This window comes from Marinimicrobium locisalis (assembly GCF_039822625.1).
Lineage (GTDB): Bacteria > Pseudomonadota > Gammaproteobacteria > Pseudomonadales > Cellvibrionaceae > Marinimicrobium > Marinimicrobium locisalis.
Genome location: NZ_JBDLLG010000003.1, coordinates 86,236 through 107,239 on the forward strand (window position 1 = coordinate 86,236; position 21,004 = coordinate 107,239).

Below are 21,004 nucleotides of genomic sequence, written 5' to 3' on the forward strand. Positions count from 1 at the left end.
TATCAATGAGTTAGGGGGTTAAAGAGGCTGTAGAAGAGAGAGAGTTTGACGACTTCGCACCAACTTAGAGCATGGCGACGGTGAGGGCGCACCAAAGTTGCACCACTGTGGAACTGACGTGCGCTTCCACGGTAGAATGGCACCGAAATCGGCATTATGCCGAGTCGGCTCCACGCCGGCAGGCATCCGCGGCTATGCTATGCTGGCAACGATTATTCAGGCAGGAACCGGACTTCATGGAATACGATAATGTCACATTGATGGCTTATATCAGCGCTGCGGTGGTGGCCGCGCTTCTGACGCTGACGTACCTATACCAGTTTTTTAAAGAAGAAAAGAGCGCCATTTTCGCACCAGCGGCGGCGGTCCATACCATCAACCTGCTCATTATTGTGGCGACCATTCAGCAAACAGCGGCCGCCGAATGGGCTTTCTTCTTTGAATGTCTGCATTTCAATGCCTGGACGCTGTCGGTCTACCTCACCCTTAAAGCCAGCGCCTCCCAACATAGCTTGCCGCAGAGCCTGAAGATCCTGTTCATCATCGGCTGGCCCATCACCCTGTTCGCACTGGTCGCCACTGTCCTGGGGCTGGAGCTGATTTTCTCCTTCGAGGCCTGGCTCACCCTGTCGCTGGCGGTAATCAGCTTGGTCAGTGTCGAGCAGCTGTTCCGCTACGCGGCGGGGAACGACCGACAGATCAAACTGCTGTGCATGAACTTGGCGGCCCTATTTCTGTTCGACATTTATTTGTTTACCCATGCGCTTATCTTCCAGCAAGTAGACCCGCTGCTGTGGCAGTCCCGTGCCGCCGTCTCGATCGCCACCTGCCTGTTTATGGCCATGGGCGGGCTGCTGTTGTTACAGCGCACCGACCGCCCGGCGAGTTTCACCCTCTCCCGACCCATCGCCTTTTATACCACCTCCCTGATCGCGGTCGGGGTGCTCATCACCATCCTGGCGCTAGGGGGCTATTATGTGCGTCTGTATGGCGGCAACTGGGGGACGGTCATTTACAGCTTGGTCCTCATTGGCGCGGTGCTGCTAATTACCACGGTATTTATCTCCACCTCCATCCGCTCTCGCCTCTCGGTCTTGGTTAACAAGCACCTTTTCCGGCACAAGTACGACTACCGCAGTGAGTGGCTGCGCTTGATTAACTACCTGGCTCAGCCGGCGGAGACCAGCGAGGCGAACGAACGGGCCTTTTTTGCTGTGGCTTCTGTCACCAAGACCCCCGGTGGGGCCATCTGGATCCGCAAACAGGGCTATTACGAGCCAGTCTATCAAAGCGGCCTTCCCAGCTACATCGACTTGCAGGAAGAGCCGGTGGACAGCGCGTTCTGCCAAACTTTTTTGCAGAACGAGTGGGTCTTCTTCCCGGACAGCGGCGACGACCGGGCCCTTAGCCAATACAACGAATACTTGCCGCCCTGGGTGCACAATATTCCGGATCTGTGGCTACTCTTTCCTTTTATTGTGGGGGAGGAGCTCGTGGGCTTCATGGCCCTCACCAAGCCCGTCGCCGACGCCTCCTTGACCTGGGAGGACCTGGACCTTCTAAAAACCATGGGCCGCCAACTCGCCAGTTACCTGAAGCGACATCAACAAGCCGAACAGCTGGCCGAAGGCCGGCAGTTCGACACTTACAACAAGCTCGTCGCCTTCATTATCCACGACCTCAACAACCTTATCGCCCAGCAGGCGCTGGTAGTGCGCAATGCCGAAAAGCACAAGGACAACCCGCAGTTTATCGACGATGCCATTGAGACCATCAGCAACTCCGTGGACCGCATGAACAACCTGCTACGCAAGCTGAGAACCGACGGCAAGGACCTGGTCACCAACCTGTCCATTAACGACATTGTAAAGAAAGCCGTCGCTGAGTGCTGGCGACAGAAACCCATGCTGACTGCGGAAATCAGTGACGAACCTCGCTTTATTGAGGCCGACGAAGTGCGTCTTGTGATGACGTTCACTCATTTTATTAAGAACGCCCTGGAGGCCACACCTGATGAGGGCCGGGTTCATGTTACACTCCGGTGTGATCAGCGAGATGCCGTGGTGACCATTGAAGACAACGGCAGCGGCATGGACTGGGACTTTATTCACAATCGCCTGTTCAAGCCCTTTGAGACAACCAAATCCGGTAAAGGAATGGGTATTGGCGTTTATTTGTCACGCGAGTATATTAATGAACTCAATGGCACACTGAATGTCATCAGTGCCGTGGGAGAGGGGACGACCGTGACGGTCACCCTTCCCGTCAAGCCCGAATGACCGACGGCTATCCGAGATAACACGCGGAACACGTACAGTCAGGCAGCGATACCATGAGCAAAAACAACAAGCGCACTTTGTTAATTATTGAAGATGACCGCGGCCTGCAAAGTCAGCTGCGCTGGCATTTCGACGAGTTCGAAACCGTTTTCGCTGAAAACCGGCAAGACGCCATCGCCGCGCTACGGTTGCATGAAGCCTCGGTGATTATCCAGGATCTCGGTCTACCCCCGGACCAGGACGGCGTGGACGAAGGGTTCAAGTGCATTCAGGACATTATCCGCATGTCCCCCTCCAGCAAAATTATCGTCATGACCGGCAAAACCGATCACGACAACGCTATTCGCGCCGTGGCAATGGGGGCTTACGACTATTACGAAAAGCCCGTGGACCCGCAAACGCTGGATTTGATCGTCCAGCGAGCATTTAATATTTTTGAGCTTGAAGAAGAAAACCGCCGTCTGGCCCGGCTGCAACAAACCCCGCTGGAAGGGCTGGTCACCAATGACCCGCAAATGCTAAAAATTTGCCGGATGCTTGAGAAAATCTCCCCAACCAATGTCACCTGCACCCTGCTGGGTGAAAGTGGCACCGGTAAAGAGATTATGGCAAAGGCGATCCACCACCTGAGCCCGCGCCGCAACAAGCGCTTTGTCGCCATCAACTGTGCCGCCGTGCCCGAAAACCTGATCGAAAGTGAGCTTTTCGGCCACGAGAAAGGCGCCTTCACCGGCGCGGGAAAGCAAACGCTGGGAAAAGTGGAAACCGCACACGAGGGCACCCTGTTTCTGGACGAAATCGGCGATATGCCGCTCAACCTGCAGTCCAAGCTATTGCGCTTCCTGCAAGAGCGGGTGATCGAACGCGTCGGGGGACGGGAGGAGATTCCCGTGGATGTCCGAGTCGTTTGCGCGACCAACAAGAACCTCCAGCAAATGGTCGAGGATGGAAGCTTCCGGGAAGATCTCTTCTATCGGATCTGTGAGATGACGGTGGAAATCCCTCCGTTGCGCACTCGTCAAGGCGACAAAGTACTGCTTGCCCGCCACTTTATGCTCAAGTTCGCCAAGGAGCACGACCAGAAGGTCAAGGGCTTTACGCCCGATGCGGTCGAGTCCATCGAAAGCTACAGCTGGCCTGGCAATATTCGGGAGATGGAAAACAAGATCAAGCGCTCCGTGATCATGGCCGATGGCAAATACATCACGCGCGACGATCTGGACTTGAAAACCGACGGCGAAGACCTATCATTGAACTTGCGCCAGGTTCGGCAAGAAGCCGAAAAACACGCAATCCTGCGCGCGGTCGCGATGACCGACAACAATATCTCCGCCGCCGCCAAGCTGTTGGGCATCACTCGCCCCACGTTCTACGACCTGATCAAAAAACACGACATACCTCTGGGTAACCAGGCCCCGCAGTCGTAAGTAAAATTACCCGTAGGGCGGATAAGCCAAAGGCGTATCCGCCGTTAATGCCGGACACGATCCTCAATGCCCTACGAACTACCGCCCCACGAATTCTTTCCCCCTCACCACCGCCGTGGCCTTTTCTACTCCGATGCCTGGCAAGAGGCCTGGCTAGCCGCCTACGGCGAGCACCCAGACATACAGATTCACCCGGAAGCCGGCGTGTACACCTACCGTCAGCGCCTCAAGCGGATACTCCCGATCCGTTCCGCCTCTCTAATTGGCGCCACCTCACCGGCGACCCGCAGCATTCGAGCGGAATACACCTGCCTCACCGAGGAAGCGCTCCATGCCTCATTAAAAGCCTCCTGGGACCAGCTGGTACTGCCCGACGTACTCGTCGGCTCTGAGGACGAAAAGCGCATACATCGGTTCGCTAAGAGCAACAATCTGACCCTCCGCCAAACCGAACCCGAACCGGTTTACGCCGTCGACCTTCGCAACGGCACCTTTAACGATTACCTGGCGGCGCTGGGAAAAAACACCCGACTGAGACTCTACAACCGACGCAAGCGACTGGAACAAAAGGGAAAGGTAACCATTGAGAACCTCTGGCCCGACCGGGAGCGGTTCTACAGCATTTTAAACGAATTTCATCAACAGCGATGGGGCCGGCCCTGTTATACGGGAAGAAACAAGGCGCTGATCGACGCCCTTTTGACCCGCTTTGACGACCAAAAGATGTCAGTAGATATGTCTGTCATGAACGTGGCGAGCGAACCGGCATCGGCGGTCCTGGATATTCAGACTGGCGGCCGGCTCTATAATCTGCAGTCAGGTTTTTCTACTTCCGAACACCCCGGCCTTTCGCTAGGGACTCTGCACCTTGGTTACCAGTTGGAGGCCGCGTTCGCGACTTCCAGGGAGGTCTATGACTTCATGGCCGGAGCGGGTAAAGCCACACAGTACAAGCACCACTTGGCAACCCATGTTGCCGCGTTTACCGCCTTCCGCCTTGTAAAAAGCCCTGTGCTCAAACTTCTATATCGCTTCAAGTAGGCTCCGCCGTGCTAGCGGACGGTTCACAGCCATTTTGAATGAACGCTTCAAGCGTATTCATTGCCTGGTTCATCTCCCCTTCTCTTTGCCGCTTCAAGCGCCGCATACGCTTTCTAAGATCGCCACCGCACTCCAACGCCCTGTGAACCCCGCTCCGTATACTGCCACTATCATTATCGACGTATACCGCCGCATCCCTGAAGTACGCCCTGAGCGCCCGGGAGTCCGTGGTCACAAAGGGGGTTTCAACCGCTATGGCTTCATACCCGGAAGACTGTAGGCACCCCTCTTCGGTTGTACAGGAGACCAGGCAGCCGGCATCGCCAATGAGCTGATTGTACTCACCTTCTGAAACAAATCCCGTCAAGAGAACCCGAGGTAGAGGCTCTACGCGCTCGCGCACTGATGGGGCGGCGCGTCCGGTAATATAAACGTTTCTATCTCTACTTAGGGCCTCCGCTGCGTCCAGGATCTCCGAAACGGGTTCATCATCGTCAAAGGAGCAGACAAATACGACTGAGTGACCGCGACCCTTGATCTTTCCCTGCGGAGCCATGGGCGGGATTGGATCGGGGATTACTTGTATTCGGTCGGTATACTTAAGTGCATCGGCTTTTTGCCCTTCGTTCGCAATTAGACAAAGGTCCACGCACTCAAAACTCTTCTTTTTTAGGTACGCAAACACCCTTTTTCCTCGACCACTCAAACCTCTTCTAAGAGCTTTGGTATGGCAATCCGAAATAACCCGCACCTCTGATCGAACGAGGGTTTTATAGAGATAAACGGCAACCAGCAGAAGGTACGAGTACTGTATAATGATCACTTCTGGCTTTCGTTTGATCAGTACCGACAATGTCCATAGGAAGCTCGCCAAATGGCGGGTGAGCAGCCCGCCTTCTCTCTGTAACGCAACCAGAGGGACGTTCAAACGACCGGACAAACTCTTTGTCCGACGGGAAAGGTGCCAACTTAGCCAAATGGTATCGCTCATGTTATTGGACCCGAATCGTACAGTGAGACCTCACGCCCGTGTGCGCAGAATCAAATGAAATGTACTGTCCACTTCTGTCCCAACGCGGGTGAAAATCACACCTAACCGCATCCCGGAACCGAAAGGGAATCTTTAAACTCAACAGAAGCTCGCACGCCGAGCGCTCCAGGTCCATTACGTATAGCTTTTGCATCCTGAAACGGTCGGGGTAGGTATCGGTTACCGCTCGGGGAGACTGGGCCAGAACCTGAGGGTGGCCGTCACATCCCAGCCCCTCAAAGGCCATAGGCCTCGCATTATCCAAAAGGCAGTCGACCAGGAAATACCCCCGCACCCCCTCGGTATTCTCCGCATAGAGAAACGCGTAGCGGTCGGTATGCCAAGAGGCGTGGGAAACGAATTCTCCCAAAGGAAGCACATGGGCCCTCCCGGCCTCAAAATCGTAAATCACAACTTGAGTGCCCAAGTCCGAAGTGTTGCTCTTCCAGCGGTGAAAGAACATAAGGAACTTTCCGGACGGCGAGTACAGACAGTGCGAAAAGAAGTGAAAAGCCTCAGCGGGTAACTTTCTCGGAGATAGCTTCAACACGTCGCCAATAGTGACAAGCGTGTCAATTTCACCAGTAGCGCAGTCAATGTGCAAAAGGCGATCACCCAGGTTCTTTCGGCGCCCAGGGGTGGCTCGGTAGGCATAACCATACCCGTGAAGCCCCTCGGAAAGACTGTCGAAACAGAAACTGACAAAGCTAGACCCGTCCGGCGCAGCGGCCGATACCGGGGTTGCAAACTCACCGACACCTTCGCCACTCACATCCAGTACTCTGGCGCAATGCCTCCCTTCTTTCCAATCGTTAAGGATTAGGCGGTGCCCTCCTCCCAACCACTGCAGCATTGCTCCTTGCTGCCAGTTCCATACATTCGTCTCTGTTATCTTTCTGTATGACTGGTGGTTCTCGCCAAAGAAAACGCCCACTTCAATTTTCTGGCCTTTCTCGGGGAGCCTGTCGTCGGGGGTTTGAAATCTATGAGTTAATAAATATTTATTGTCTTTGGACCACGGGCACAAGTTATGGAAGCCGTAAAAACAGTTTGGCCTAACCACAACATTCTCTTCATTAATATTCGTGGTGGGAACGATGGATAGGCTCGCCTGATAAATTTTCTTTAAGGTATTTCTTAATGCCGGCTTGCCCTCCAAAGACTGGTGGATAATCCTTTCTAGCTTATTCACGGCCACGCCCCTATTTATCGGGATGTTATATTAATCCTTATCGTCATCGCTAAAACTAATAACCAATTCAAACGACGTTTCAATCGGCGATTTCAGTCGACTTAGCTTGACAATAACACACCATGGCGCGGATATCGAAAAGCACCCGCCTCAAGGGATATTTTTCACGATCGGCGGGCCTACTATGGTCGTTGTCCAAACCGGCAACCGCCTCCACGTGGCGATCAAGGCTTTATACTTAGGGTTGTCCGGATTCAAGGAGGGACGCTCTCCCCCCTCTGGTAGAACGTAATACCAGTAATGGGTATAAGGCTTTGCGCCCCACTGCTTTTTAAAGCGGTAGGTTCCGGCATCTACCGTGGAACGGCCAAAGTCAAAGAATTCATAGCCTTGACGCACGGCGTAATCCAGGATCTGGCGGTACATCCACATATTGGCATCCATGGCGTTTGCGGAACGGACCGTTGAAGCCCAGGGAATTTCCAACATACCGTTGTGGCCCAGAAGGAACCCTGCGGAAACCGCTCTCCCCTTAACGTAAACGACAACCAGCGTGGCTTTCACCTCCGGGTGGGCGATAATGGTACGAAACCAGGCTTTGCTGTACACCGGGGTTCCTAGATCACGCATGTTGATCGCGAATACGCGGTAGAAATCCTCCAGAAGTTCCACACCACCGAAGCGTACCTCCGGGCTGAAATTACCTGCTTTCTTACATTGTGCACGAACCTTTGCGCCCAGCTGTGCCTCTAGTGCCTGCTCTGTCTCCGGTAGTGGTAGGATCATTGACACCTTTCGGCTAGTGGCGGGCAGGCCCAAGCCCTTCTGGGTAGTTCGCACCTCGACGTGTTGCCAACCTTCCCGTTCACAAACTGCTTGCAGGTGCTGAAAGATTTCCTCGGCGACGTTTCGGTACTCGGTTAGCAAGCCCCCATAGTTAAAGAACGGGACTGATACCGCAAAACGTCCAAACAACCGGCTATCAAATATCGTTAGGGGCACACCGCCCAGGATCTCTTCGTTCTCAGAGACCGCCGCCCAAACACGCGTCGGGTGGGAGAAGGCCTGTTCTATAATACCCGCCCACTGCGGAAGGCAATAACTGGGTACCGCTTTCAGGTTTCGCACGTAGCTTGCCCAGAGCGGGTACTCAGCGTCGGTTAGCTCCCGAACCTGAAAGTTCTGCGATGTAGTCGCCTCGGGAATGGAAAATAAAGGAGGCTCGGCCGGTTTAGGGGCTTCCAATTCATTCAGGGCGGCCCTAAGTGCCTGCTCGCGCTGTTTAAGCTGCTCTTCGGTTTGCTTGAACGCCCGTGATACCGCTTGCATTTTATCAACCAGCGCCCGATGCTCGTCAGACCCTTTCTCTACAGCCTTGAACTCTTTGGCGACGGCGGCCTTGTTTGACTTTTCTTGTTTAAGCTCCGCCTTGGCCGCCCGCACGGCCTCCGCTTGCTGCAGCAGAGCGCGCGCCCGAGCACTGTTCGGGTCAACCCCATGCTCCAGAAGACTGTTTTCAGGATTTTTTGAAAAGGCTTTGATGTCCAGTGTCACTTTACTCAAGGTTCCACCTTCGGCCTGACTATTTATAGGGGGAGTTTGCTGCGCAGCGCCTCCACCCAGGAGGCGTAACGGGCAAACTGAGAGACGGTATCGGGAAAGCCAATTCGGGAGATCCGATAAGGGTTACGACGAACATCCCGAAAATAGGCTATGCGGGAAAGCGTCGTTACACCGGCTTGGTAACCGGCGGACCTTACCAGAGACTCGTGGGTGGTGGAGAAGTCTCTGGCCGTGCCGGAGGGGTAACAGAACGTCTTCGACGGCGCCGTAAGCTCCGAGCTCAGGCGCTCCCAGGAATACCGGAGCTCTGCCCCCACCCGCTCCGGCTCGAGAGCGGTGAGCAAATGATGGGACCGGTTATGGGAACCGACGGTCAACCCTTTTTTCTCCCACTCACGCAACATCGGCCAAGTGGCCGGCCGATACCCCTCCGGTGCCCGACTGGGAATATCGACCTCACAGGCGCTGGCAATGTAGCGGATGAAGTCACTCAATTGGGGCGCGCTGAGCGTTTTCGCGTGATGCACCACGGCGCGGCGACAGAAGATACGATCTGATCTTCCCGATAAACCGAACTCCCGAGGTCGCTGTCCCAATGTTAGCCTCAACGATGGCGCTTCACAGCATTTAACCGCATAGGCCAGCTGGGCATCCCAGGGCCAATCCTGATCGTCCGCAAAGTCCGAAATGACGAATAGCGTGGGCTTGGCGTCATACTCCAATAGGATAGGCACCAGCCGGGTCAGTTGGTCAGCATAGCCATCGTCCAATGTAAGGCAAAGCATCGGATTTGAAGCATCCGCTCCAGAGGTGGCACGGCGAACCAACTCATCAATTGAAACAAACTCATACCCGCTATTGCGAGCATACTCCAGGCACTCCCGCAAAAGCGCCTCGGAGACGCCATTAAACATCCGGTCCTCGGGGCGGGGACGGTGAAGGGTGAACACCGCCGCGTAGGGGCCGGCCGCCGCCGTGAGGCAGCGCCGTAGCCTGCGACTTTCAATCGCCTTGCGCAATAAAGGACTCATCCCGTCACTCATCATTTACACCCACCCCGACAAACGGGCGCCGAAAAGCCGGGGCGTATGCGTGATGTCGTTGTGAATCCCCACGCGAACCAACTCATGAAGAGCGCAGTTCGCAGCGTCGTTAATGCCCTTCTGGGTGGTAACCGCACCGGTATAATGGCGCTCAACCAGGGCCAGCGCGTCAGCGCTATAGTCACCGTTGGGAAAACAAAATAAGCTGATAGGGCATTGAAGCTTTTGCTCCAAAATGGAGCGGCTTTCCACAATTTCTCGCTGCAGCTCGGTTTCCGGCAATGCCGAGGTCAGGCGTTGGTGCGTACAGGTATGGGAGCCTACCTCTACCCAGCCAGAAGCCTGCATCTCCTTTAATTGTGCCCAATTCATCAGAGCAGGCGTCATTGGCTCTGCGAGCAAATCGCGCCAATGCAACTCCTCCAGCGCGCCAAAAAGCGCCTCATCGGTATAAGATTTAAGTTGTTTAATACAGTGGGCCACCTGATCGCTGGAGGGGTGGGATGCCCCCATTCCCTCCACGCCCAGCACCGGGTGCTTTGCCAAGGTGGGACCGACGCCCCCCAACATTAGCGCCGAGACCACGTTGGGCCAGAACTGAAAATCCGTACCAATTTTTTCAGCGACGGCAAAGAGCGTTGCAGGCACTCTATGCTTTCTAAGCAACGGTAAGGCGTACTCGAAATTATCGAGCCAACCATCATCAAAAGTCACCGCACAAGCGTGTTGTGGCAACTCTTCTCCGGCTTCTCGGGCGCGCACCCAATCTCCCAGAGAAACCATCTCAAAATGCCGCTTGAGCTCGCGAAGGTGCATATCGAAGCTCTCGGGGGTAACCCGCATGCCCGGCTCCTCCTGATGGTAGCGAGGGTCGCCTTCAGGTAGTATGCGGTGGTACATCAACACCCACAGCCGGGGCGCCGAGGTGGGCCTGCGGTGAGGCCCAAAACGGTCCGCCATTGAAACCAGCAGCGGTTTGAGAGCTTTTTTCGCCAATGCCTTAGCGCTCATAGTCACTCAATGACCGGTCAAGTCTTTTAGGTAACGCTTGAATTCAAACCATGCGGGGCCTAAATCGCCCCGCCGGTTCACCTCATGCAGCAAGCCAGAAAGTCGCGGAGTCGCGAACGCGAGCAGTCTCCGCCCCTTTTCCTTTAGTGTACGGTGACCGCGCAAATAGAGATAGAGGCTATCGATGTCGCCCAACAGCCAGCGCAGCCGCTGCCCCACTTTGTACTCTTCGGGCCCTCGGGGCGCTCGCCCCTGGTGAACTTCCCACAACAGCCGGGGAAAGTCGACACCCGCATCGACGGCAAGTTGCAACGACCCCCAAAAACGGGTGTTTACCTCCATCAAGTAGGGCGTGCCATCCGGCGCTACCCGAAATTCCACCATGGCCACGCCGTGCCAGCCCACCTCGTCCAATAGCCGACTCGCGTACGCCTGCATGGTGGGGTCGGGAACGGCGCTCTCGCACAGCACACTCACCCCCCCTTCCGGCGGCTTCTCTCGAAGGCGCTTGTGGGCAAAATAGGTGACCGGGCGCCCCTGATCGTAAAGGCAGAATATGCCTGCCCCTTTGCCCGGAATAAACGCCTGGAGCATAAAGGGGTATTGGTGAAGGTAGGGACAGCTATCCAACTCCTGCTGGAGCTGGTCAGCGCTACTAAGGACTCGAACCCGCGTGGCAACCCAACTTTCACCGGTGAAAATTTTCGACAGACAGGGCTTTAATACGACAGGATACTCAACCGCACCCTGGTTCAGCTCGCCCGCATGGGCAAACCATCGAGTCTCCGGGTGGGGGATGCGAAGCTCGGCCGCACGCTTCATCAGATGGCCCTTGTCGGCAAGCGCCATCACGGTATCGTAATCTGCAAATGGCAAGCTCAAACCCGACAATTCTTCCTTGCAGTTCAACAACAACTGGCTGGTAACCTCTGTGACGGGGACCACAAAATTAAAAGAACGCTCAGCCATCACCTTCGCCAACCAAGAGACATACGCCTTTGGCGCCATCTGCGGACAAGGGCTTTCGAGGTGGCCGCGCGCGTAGCATGAATGGCCCGCTAGCGCTTCCGGCGCCGCCTCCGCCGTAGTCACATGCAGGCCGGCCCGGCCCAGGGACCGAGTTACCGCCAATGCACTTCTTTGCGCCGCGTCTAAAACGAGAGCTGATTCTGTCACAACTTGGTCACTTTCCCTGAAAAAAACGTAGTGTATTTTGGCGCCACAAGAAACTCCGCCGATTCCGCTCTGTCACTAGTAGCCGACCACCTTTTATAGTAAATTAAGCGTCGACCCGCAGTTGGCAGGACACCCAGAATGATAAACCAAACGCCCACCATTTTACATGCCATTGACACAACCGGTCCGGGCGGCGCTGAAACAGTATTTCTCGACTTGGCGCAGCACCTGACTGTCGAAGGTTTTAACAACTTTGCCATTATTAAAGGGCCCGGCTGGGTCGAAGATCAATTGATTGCGCGGGATATACCCTACACCATTGTGAAGCCTCATGGGCTTTTATCATTACCTTATTATTGGACACTGTTTCAACTGCTGAGAAAGCACAACGTTAAGCTCATTCAGGCTCACCTATTAGGCTCGACGCTCACGTACTCCCTGCTTTCGATGTTGCTACGCATCCCACTTGTGGCTACCATTCACGGCCAAGTGGATATCAACCCCAACGAAAGGCATGTTTACCTCAAGAATCGGATAATGCGGTGGGGCGTAGACCGGCTTGTGGCCGTGAGCCAACAGCTCGCTAATTATATTTCGGAGCGTAAGCTGTTTGACCAAACGCAAATTGAAGTTATTTATAACGGCGTCGATATACAACGCTACGGAAGGTGCCAAAGCCGAGAAGTTCGCCAAAAACTAAGTCTGGAAGATGACGCCTTCCTAATAGGCTGTGTGGGTAATGTGCGCCCTGCGAAGGCTTATGATGTCCTGATTGACGCCGCCAAAATCCTAAAAACGGAGTTTCCAAAGGTTCACTTTGTGATTGCCGGCCATCAAAAGCCTAAGCTTATGGGAGAGCTGGAGGAGCAGCTTAAACGCCAACAGATGGAGTCCCGTGTGCATTTTATTGGCTTTCACCCGAATACCGCGGAATTTCTTGGTCAGATGGATATGTTCGCGCTTTCATCCACTTCCGAGGGTTTCTCCATCGCTACCATCGAAGCTATGGCCACTGGACTAGCGGTAGTAGCCACCCGCTGCGGAGGGCCTGAAGAAATTCTGTCAAACAACGAAACCGGGCTTCTTGTAGAGGCCGGTTCTTCGGAAGCGTTGGCTAGTGCTATTAGAAGCCTTATCAAAAGCAAAGCTCTTAGACAGGATCTTAAGGAGAGGGCTAAGGGGCACACTATCGCTAATTTTTCGATGCAGACTACCCTGAGCAATTACCATAACATTTTTAATAAACTGCTAGCACCCAACGCACCGGTTAATATCAGAAAGAGGAATCTAAGGCCTTCAGAATCGCCAAAAGGAAAGCGAACCAGTGAATAAGAAATTAGACGACGTGATTAAGTATCGCTTCGGCTCTAAGCGAGGGTTACTCCGGACAGCGCAACATTACGCTTTGCGTGTAGCAGGGAAATATAAAGCCTATCAAGAAGTGGATTTCTCACTCGTTCATAGAATAGTATTTGTATGCTCAGGAAATATTTGCAGAAGCGCGCTAGCAGAAGTAGTGGCTAAGAATTTAGGGCTAAAAGCGGAGTCCTTCGGTCTCCATTGTCGAGGTGGCGATCCTGCGGACCCAAGAGCAGTTGCTTACGCGGACAGAATAGGCCTATCCCTTGCGAACCATGTAACGAAAAACATCAACGAATATCAACAGAGAAGGGGAGACTTGCTCGTGGGCATGGAGCCGAAACACGCATATTCGCTCAACAAAATAGCAGGAACTTATCCTCAAATTACTCTAATAGGGCTATGGCTGCCCAACCCGAAACCCTATATACATGATCCCTTTAATACTAATATAGATTTTTTCAATCAGTGCGAAAAGATTGTTGCCGACGCCACTCAACTACTAGCTAAGCGTGTACCCAAACACAATGCCTGACTCAACCGAACTATACGCTTTTCGTATAAAGCCGCTTTGGAAGCAGTTTTGGCAAGAAGGTTTTGCCTTCTGGATGATTTGTGGCTATTTATTTTTTGAGTATGTAAGACCACACTCCATAATTCCTGCCCTCAACTTTCTTCCATGGATGAGCGTCTTACTGGGCTTGTCTTTAATAGGAATACTCTTTGAAAAGAATAAAAAATGGGTTTCCGACCCTGCAAGTAAGTGGATAGTATCTTTTCTCCTAGTTATAGTTGCTTCTATATTTGGTGCTTACTGGCCCTCTATATCGAAATCCTACCTGGAGTTCATATATACCTGGATCATAATTTACTTCCTAATAATTAATATCGTTAATACTCCACAACGGTTCTATATATTTCTCCTTATATTCTGCCTCGCAAGCTTCAAGCTATCCCTTCATGGAGCACAAGTATGGACGTTAAGGGGGTTCGGATTCACTAAATGGGGAATCACAGGACCTCCCGGATTCTTCCGAAACTCAGGTGAGCTTAGCATACAGATGCTCTGCTTTTTTCCCCTAGGCTACTACCTATACCAAGAGTTAAAAAATAGAGTTAGAACCTGGGAAAAAGTGATACTAGTGCTTTTTTTCGTCACGCCGGTAATGACCATACTTGGGGCAAGTTCCAGAGGAGCCCAACTTGCACTGGCAATCCAGTGTATTTTGATGTTCTATCGTAAATTGTTTCGAATGAAGGTTATTATTGGAATAGCTGCAACTGCATTTCTAGTCATCACTTTCTTGCCAGAGGAACAGAAAGTTCGATTTACAGAGATGGGGGAGGATAAGACTTCTCAGCAAAGACTGCTTTACTGGGAGAATGGAATAGAGATGATCAAAAACCATCCGGCTCTTGGCATTGGATACTTCAATTTTATCCCATACTATGAGCGGTACTTCCACGAGGACATGCTCTACCCTGAAGCGGAGCTCCCTCACAATATATTTATCCAGATAGGAACAGATGCAGGCCTTCTCGGATTATCAATCTATATTCTTCTGCTGTTACGCTTCTTCCAAAAGCCCTCCTACCACCATAAGATTGATGACCCGGTGTACCGCGCGGCCTCTAAAGGTATAGCCCTCGGTATGCTAGGCTTCGTGGTCGCGGGCCAGTTCGTAACTGTTGGCTATTACCCTTACATGTGGATTGGTCTTGCTCTATTTGTCGCTCTACAAAACGCTTACAAGCCTAAACCGAATAATGAGGCCTTTTAGCATGTCTAACGATGGCTTCTCACCCTTGTTTATAGTTGGATCACCTAGATCCGGGACAACCTTGTTATCCAGGATAATCTCTAGTCATCCAGAATTTTCTACCTACAACGCAGAAACTTTATTGTTGAATGTTTGCAAACCAAAATACGGTAATATTTTTCGTTCAGGCAGTTGTAGAAATCGATTTTTAGGTGATTGGTTTCGGTCAAGGCAGTTCATAGAATCACACCTACAGCAAAGCCGATTTATAGAAGTCCTCAACTCCAGCAAGAACTATACAGAACTTTTGATCAATTTCTTAGAGGCTATATCGCTCTCCCAGAACAAAAATAGAATAGTTGACAGCACGCCATCACATTACTTGTATATGAATAGAATAAAACGCAGATGCCCAACAGCCAAGTTCATAAATCTTATTAGAGACGGTAGGGATGTGGCAATTTCGCAAGTTAAGTTAGGGTGGTGCAGCCCCCCACTTAGATATAGCTCAACAAGCGCGAAGCTTCACTACTCAACGGTACAGTGGGGCGAGGTACTTAAGGTAAGCGAAAGAGGTCATACAAGTAGCGATGTGCTGAACCTGCGATACGAAGACCTAGTTGCGCACCCCACCCACTACGAAAAGCTAATTTCCGAATTTTTACTTTTAGAGCCTGGAAAAATGAACATCGCGATAATGAAAGACCAAGATAGCTCAAACACTGCTTTTAGGAGCCCCCTGTCAAGCGGCGAAAAGACAACCGAAAGGTGGAAACGTTTAGATTCAAAACTTCAAGCAGAAATGAGCTATGGTGTAGAGGAGGACCTAATCAGAAACGGTTACGAAGTATATAACCCCCGTTTTAATCTAAAGCTCTTCTTACGGTACCTAACGTTTAAGTACCATGTGCACCTGAAGCGCTGTCTAATTCAGCTTCCTTTGATAAGCAGGCTTTCATCCGGTACTTTGGAGATAATTGAAGGACAGCAATGGCGCCAATTGCAACATACTGATGAGTGATACCGTTTCCCCCGAGCCACAAGCTTCCAAGCGCAGGGATCGGCCTTTTCGCCTCATATAAGTTTTAGTGCTAGATGTTAAGATTTTTTAGAAAATTTGTTCACATCTTAGGCGTGATGCAATGTTCAACTTTTAGTCTATCCTTAAAATTACCTTGATCTCCATATAGGTAGCATGGAAGATACCCAGCGTCAGTAGACATTTTATTTTAGGTTACCATTTATGAAACGCACTCAAACACGCTCAGCGATACTCGCAGCAATTGGCGCATCAATCATCTTGTCAGCTAGCTTCGCATCGCAAGCTCAAGATGCAGATATTCTGTTTAAGGAAGACTTTTCAGAGCCAATTAACGGCAACCCAAACCCAGTTTGGAGCTGGAATCTCGAGGAGGGCAAGAGAGATGGCATGATGCTTGGGGAAAATGACATTTACCGAGTAGTAGAAGGCGAGCAATTTGTCTCTCACAGAAAATCGTTGCGAATGAACTTTGCTGGTCGCAACGACCTCTGTAATACTTGTGGAGGTGAATACCTTGAGGTCACTAGCGTTTCAGACGGAGAAGCATGCACACGCGCGGACCCAGATGGCTATGAAAGCTACGTCTATAACCTCTCAAACCAATTTAGCACCTGGAATATAATTGATTCACCGGAAGGTCAACTATGCTTCAACGCCAAGTCGGCAAAGGAGCCAAGTATCGGGGATGCGGAATCCTCAGTAAAAGTGGGAGACGCTATTTTCCTACCCAATATTTGCGGTGAAACGGGTACAGTCGGGAGAAATATAGATCGTCGTTCTGACTGCGATAAAGCGATCAACCAACTTGACGGCGTATCATCAAAGCAGCTTGATTTTGGGGAAACGCTCTCTAGACGATTTTACCTTTTTATTCCCCCTGAAACCGTTCTGCCGGACGTGACATTCAAGCTAGGCTATAGCACCTGGCAGCGGCCCGGAGAAGGGTTTAGATATTCTACACTGAAGATATCCGTCCAAAGAGACCTAACGCTTGAACTACATACACCAGACGGTGGTAAGTATGTACGAAGCGGGTCCAGCCTCGACGCTTTCACTGTACCAAAAGATAAATGGATTTATTTTGAAGAGGTGTTTACAAGAGAGAGCTCAGCCGATAGTAAGGATGCTAGTTATACTTTATATGTAAGCCCCATAGACGACCTGGACCGAGAACCAATTACACATGTGGACAATTTTGTGTTGGGTGAGCTGCGAGGCATGTCCGTAGGTGGAAACTGGCAACATATGAGTGATGTGAAGGGTTACGTATATTTTGATAATATTGTCATATCAAAGAGTAAGGTAGGCCAAGTCAATAGACCCGACCCCGTAACTCACTAAGTATTCTCACTGACGAAAACTCCGCTGAGTGGTCTAACGACTTCTTGGCGGATTTTTTATGTTAAGCTATGTCTCCAATGGTTCAACATTGTTCTACGAACGTCTGCTACTGGTTATGTACGCTTTCGCTTTGAGCCTTTTATACCGAAGGATAAGCGCGTGAAAGTCCTATCAGTTTCTATGAAGTTTCCCACCCTTCTTCAAACTTGGTTTGTCAATTATTTGGAAAGCGTTTCGAATTTCTCAAATCAAGTAGAAGTCCTATCCTTACTGGCTGGAGAAGAGCCATACGATTCCAGAATTGATACTTTGTCAATTAATGCCGTGCACAATAGCCGGTTTGGCAAGAAGTTAGAGTCGGTACGAGGCCTGCTATATTTGCTACGCAACCTGACTGACCCTAGGACCAAGCGGTTCCTTAAAAGTACACTATTCAACAAGATGCCTTTAAAGGATAAACTACTAGGTCTTCAGTTTGCTAGCTTTTTAACGATTAACCAACCAGATATTATTCATTGCCACTCGGAAAAAGCCGCTTACCGCTTTTTGGGCCTCTTAAATGCTCTTGATTGTCCTCTTTGTTTAACCTTTCACGGTCTACCCCCAGATGGAGTTAGGGATTTGACAGACGAGCAACGAAACACTCTTTATTCTAGCATCGATACTGTTGTGGCTAACACCGAGTTTGCCAAACAGCAGTGCTTGGAACTAGCCGGAGTTAAAAAGGAAATACGCGTTATCCCTCAAGGGATTTGTGTAAAGGACTTCTCCTACAACCCTAACCCCTCGCCCAGAAATGGAAAATACATAGCTTTGACAGTTGGGAGGCTTGATCGATTGAAGGGACACTTTTCTGCAATTTCAGCCATAAAGCAATTACTACAAAAAGGTATAAATATTGAATACTGGATTGTAGGTCTAGGGCTTTATGAAGCCTCGATAAAGGAAAAGATAAACCTCATGGAGATGAACGAGAATGTTAGGTTGTTTGGGGTAAAGTCAGGAGAGGAACTGAAGGAAATCTACCAACAAGCCCATTTTTTTATACTCCCGAGCATTACCGAACCTGGGCTGTGGGCAGAGACTCAGGGCATCGTCGTGCAAGAAGCACAAGCATCTGGAACTCTCGCGATCTGCTCAGAAAGCGGTGGCATCCCCGAATGTGTGGATGATGGGAAAGATGGCTTTCTTTACAAGCCAGGTTGCTCGGAGGAGTTGGCGAAGGTCCTATCCTTTCTAATTGATAACCCGTCGCACTGGCGAGATTGGCAAGATAACGCCAGAAGAAAAGTTGAGAAAGACTACTCGCTCATTAAAATGGAAACAAACCTCAAAACACTATACGAGGACCTAAAGGATACCTCTAACCGTCTTGAACCCGCACTGCCCTAACTCCCTATCTTAAAAATGGTAAATGTATTGCTCTTTCGCGTATCTTATAGTTCTTTCACTAAATTCACTACCGATTTAAACTTACCATTTGCATTTTTCTCAATATCGGCGACATAGTTCACTCGAACTGACATAGATTCACTGGTGCTAGACTTTAGCTTACTAATGATGAGCGACTCATCAAATTTATCACGCTCCTCCTCCCTCAAAACAGCGTTTACGACAAGGGTGTATTTAGATTCTTGGACAACCTGCGCTAACTCTAAACCAGGGATGCCTTTGAATACTGGGCTCAGTCGCCCAACCAGTCTCCCTTCTGGAGTGACAATGATGTCATCCAGTCTTCCATCCACACTGTCAAACGTATAAGGGTCTCTTAAATCGCTGCAATGAACAAGATCCCCAATCTCATAGCGGATCAAAGGCATCCCAAAGTTCACAAGGCCTGTTACGACAACAGAGTATAAGTCATTGCCCTTATCGATCAGCTCAATTATGGAGTATGTTGGGTCATTGTAGTACTTATCATCACTATTAAAAGCTGATATACACATTTCCGCGCAGCCGTAGTGATCGTATATTTTTGAACAGAAAAAGCTCTCCACCTTATTTCTAATAGTTGCTGTTAAGGACTCGGAGGAGGTAACAATGAATTTCGGGCTGAAGTTTAACTTTAGCCCCTTCTTCATCGCTAAGTATTGTAACTCAAATAACGCCGAGGGATGTGAGTCTATGTATTCAGGCTGCCATCTATTCAGAGCCTCGATATACTTCGATATAGTGTCAGGGGATATATCATAAACAGATAGATACTGCGTCCTATTAAAATAGTCATACCTATCTACTTTTCGGCTTCCTCTTTTGTAAATTTTACGTCCGGCAAGAATAGTGCTCTTTGCTCGGTATGATGCGCCCAGAGATTCCAAGAAGTTATTAAAGAATGCATAGTTTACTCTTCTAGACTCCTTTGTCGCATAAATCGTTAAAGGCGTTCCACTGGTTCCACTTGTTGATATTTTAACTTCAGGGTAATAACAGCTGCCGGGCCCAGGCACCAAAGACTTAACGTTATTAACGACATCTTTCTTGGTTAGCAAGGGAAAATAATTATGAATATTTTTCCTATTGATAAGCTCTACATCGACGTCAGCCAAGATACCTTTGTAATACGGCACGTTACTTTGACAATGTTTTAGCAACTGCTTGAGCCTCTGGTCTTGGAGCTCGAACGAGCTTTTATCAGGAGGGCTAAAAGCGTGTTTCAGCTTTTTATAGGTGTCCGGCAGCGGCCCCATAAATCGATCGGCGTACGTCTTCACTCCATAAAGGGAAATCATGGCGTTCTGAAAGACGACTGGACTATTCAAGTATATACTGCTAATCATAGACTTAACCTAAAGCACAAGAATCTTTCAACATCCTATTTATCCAACTCGTAATCTAACTCATCGGCTTTTAAAGACCACGCCTTTTTCATGTCTCGAATGGAGCTCCATCGAGAGCCAAGATCATCTTCAGCTATTCCATTCTGAAACTTTCGGAGCCCGCTTGAAATACTTTCTTGGGATCTTAGGTCCACAAAGTTGGCCACGTTCTTGAAGTACCCCCTTAAAGCCAATGTGTTGGAAAGTAATAGAGGTTTGTTCAACGAAAGAGCCTCATAGGCCCCACAGTTTAACGTAAACTCGTTCTTAGTAAGCACGACAACGCCGCTGGACTCTGCCATTAATGAAGTAAATTCGGCGTCACTAATGAATCCAGTAAATTCAACGTTAGTAGGCATGCTTTTCATGTCTGCTGTTGTAAACCTTCGTTTCCAGTTACCGCTTATAATCAATTTTACTTCCGTCGGAAGATTTCCGTATGATTTGACTATCTCTTCTACAGGCTCATCGTTCCCAAAGGAGCAAACGAAGAACAAGAAGTCTCCATTTCCTCGACTACTCCCGTGGACCTCCTTGGGCTGGCTCATGTCGGGTATTTTATCCTGCAAAACGAAAGGCGTACCGCCTAATCGCCGAATCACGCGAGCCAAACCTCTATTGGTTACAATGGTTATATCAGCCATTCTAATTGTAAGAGTACTTATGCACCTGAACGTTAGCCACTTCGGAGACAGTGAGCTTCGGTAGCTGAACTTGAAATTAGTATGGCGGTCAACAATTAGCTTATAACGAAACAACACTCTACAAAGCCCCGCCCACAACGCCAGGAACATGGAAGGGTTCTGTACCACAAGAACTCTAGGACGCAATGAGATCAGAACCTTTGTAGTTTTTACAATGCAAGCCAAATATCGGAGAAGACCTTTATGCTTACTTTTAACCTCAATGAGCTGAAACCCGAAG

General features: G+C 50.4%; 17 protein-coding genes. 9 read left to right on the plus strand and 8 right to left on the minus strand.

Annotation, left to right across the window (positions count from 1 at the left end; genetic code table 11):
• The first annotated feature begins 236 nt into the window (after positions 1–236).
• The 3 genes from prsK (at position 237) to AAE514_RS03375 (ending at position 4,747) form a co-directional block, all read left to right on the plus strand.
• A complete protein-coding gene (prsK, locus tag AAE514_RS03365) occupies positions 237–2,279 on the plus strand; it encodes an XrtA/PEP-CTERM system histidine kinase PrsK (protein WP_347330093.1) in 2,043 nt (680 codons plus the stop codon).
• 53 nt (positions 2,280–2,332) lie between these two features.
• The gene (prsR, locus tag AAE514_RS03370; RefSeq protein WP_347330094.1) at positions 2,333–3,706 is read left to right on the plus strand and encodes a PEP-CTERM-box response regulator transcription factor; all 1,374 of its coding nucleotides are present in this window, start codon (positions 2,333–2,335) and stop codon (positions 3,704–3,706) included.
• A gap of 66 nt (positions 3,707–3,772) precedes the next feature.
• Entirely contained in the window at positions 3,773–4,747 is a 975-nt protein-coding gene (locus AAE514_RS03375) for a GNAT family N-acetyltransferase (RefSeq protein WP_347330095.1), read from the plus strand.
• Here AAE514_RS03375 and AAE514_RS03380 read toward each other — a convergent pair.
• The 6 genes from AAE514_RS03380 to AAE514_RS03405 all read right to left on the minus strand — a co-directional run bounded on the left by AAE514_RS03380 (position 4,740) and on the right by AAE514_RS03405 (position 11,717).
• A complete protein-coding gene (locus tag AAE514_RS03380) occupies positions 4,740–5,570 on the minus strand; it encodes a glycosyltransferase (RefSeq protein ID WP_347330096.1) in 831 nt (276 codons plus the stop codon). The two genes, AAE514_RS03375 and AAE514_RS03380, sit on opposite strands and share 8 nt — an antisense overlap.
• A 169-nt stretch (positions 5,571–5,739) precedes the next feature.
• Positions 5,740–6,969, minus strand: coding sequence for a hypothetical protein (locus AAE514_RS03385; protein ID WP_347330097.1), 1,230 nt, complete (start codon positions 6,967–6,969; stop codon positions 5,740–5,742).
• Between the two features lie 150 nt (positions 6,970–7,119).
• Complete coding sequence (locus AAE514_RS03390; protein WP_347330188.1) at positions 7,120–8,523, minus strand: FemAB family XrtA/PEP-CTERM system-associated protein; 1,404 nt, start codon at positions 8,521–8,523, stop codon at positions 7,120–7,122.
• A 32-nt stretch (positions 8,524–8,555) separates the two neighbouring features.
• A complete protein-coding gene (locus AAE514_RS03395) occupies positions 8,556–9,563 on the minus strand; it encodes a polysaccharide deacetylase family protein (RefSeq protein WP_347330098.1) in 1,008 nt (335 codons plus the stop codon).
• A gap of 15 nt (positions 9,564–9,578) precedes the next feature.
• Positions 9,579–10,586 (minus strand): polysaccharide deacetylase family protein, encoded by a 1,008-nt coding sequence (locus AAE514_RS03400; RefSeq protein WP_347330099.1) that lies wholly within the window; start codon positions 10,584–10,586, stop codon positions 9,579–9,581.
• A gap of 6 nt (positions 10,587–10,592) precedes the next feature.
• On the minus strand, positions 10,593–11,717 hold the full coding sequence (locus AAE514_RS03405) for a carboxylate--amine ligase (protein WP_347330100.1): 1,125 nt from the start codon (positions 11,715–11,717) through the stop codon (positions 10,593–10,595).
• Between the two features lie 183 nt (positions 11,718–11,900).
• Between AAE514_RS03405 and AAE514_RS03410 the strand changes: the two genes are divergently transcribed.
• The 6 genes from AAE514_RS03410 to AAE514_RS03435 all read left to right on the plus strand — a co-directional run bounded on the left by AAE514_RS03410 (position 11,901) and on the right by AAE514_RS03435 (position 18,656).
• A complete protein-coding gene (locus tag AAE514_RS03410) occupies positions 11,901–13,094 on the plus strand; it encodes a glycosyltransferase family 4 protein (RefSeq protein ID WP_347330101.1) in 1,194 nt (397 codons plus the stop codon).
• Entirely contained in the window at positions 13,087–13,656 is a 570-nt protein-coding gene (locus AAE514_RS03415) for an arsenate reductase/protein-tyrosine-phosphatase family protein (RefSeq protein ID WP_347330102.1), read from the plus strand. The genes AAE514_RS03410 and AAE514_RS03415 overlap by 8 nt, the downstream gene beginning before the upstream one ends.
• Positions 13,649–14,902 (plus strand): O-antigen ligase family protein, encoded by a 1,254-nt coding sequence (locus tag AAE514_RS03420; protein ID WP_347330103.1) that lies wholly within the window; start codon positions 13,649–13,651, stop codon positions 14,900–14,902. The genes AAE514_RS03415 and AAE514_RS03420 overlap by 8 nt, the downstream gene beginning before the upstream one ends.
• A 1-nt stretch (position 14,903) precedes the next feature.
• Positions 14,904–15,902 (plus strand): sulfotransferase family protein, encoded by a 999-nt coding sequence (locus AAE514_RS03425; RefSeq protein ID WP_347330104.1) that lies wholly within the window; start codon positions 14,904–14,906, stop codon positions 15,900–15,902.
• Positions 15,903–16,124: 222 nt separating this feature from the next.
• Positions 16,125–17,264 (plus strand): hypothetical protein, encoded by a 1,140-nt coding sequence (locus AAE514_RS03430; RefSeq protein WP_347330105.1) that lies wholly within the window; start codon positions 16,125–16,127, stop codon positions 17,262–17,264.
• Positions 17,265–17,423: 159 nt separating this feature from the next.
• Positions 17,424–18,656, plus strand: coding sequence for a glycosyltransferase family 4 protein (locus AAE514_RS03435; protein ID WP_347330106.1), 1,233 nt, complete (start codon positions 17,424–17,426; stop codon positions 18,654–18,656).
• Positions 18,657–18,700: 44 nt separating this feature from the next.
• Here AAE514_RS03435 and AAE514_RS03440 read toward each other — a convergent pair whose 3' ends face one another.
• Positions 18,701–20,041, minus strand: a complete 1,341-nt coding sequence (locus AAE514_RS03440) for a phenylacetate--CoA ligase family protein (protein WP_347330107.1) — start codon at positions 20,039–20,041, stop codon at positions 18,701–18,703.
• Positions 20,042–20,076: 35 nt separating this feature from the next.
• A complete protein-coding gene (locus AAE514_RS03445) occupies positions 20,077–20,628 on the minus strand; it encodes a glycosyltransferase (protein WP_347330108.1) in 552 nt (183 codons plus the stop codon).
• Positions 20,629–21,004 lie beyond the last annotated feature (376 nt).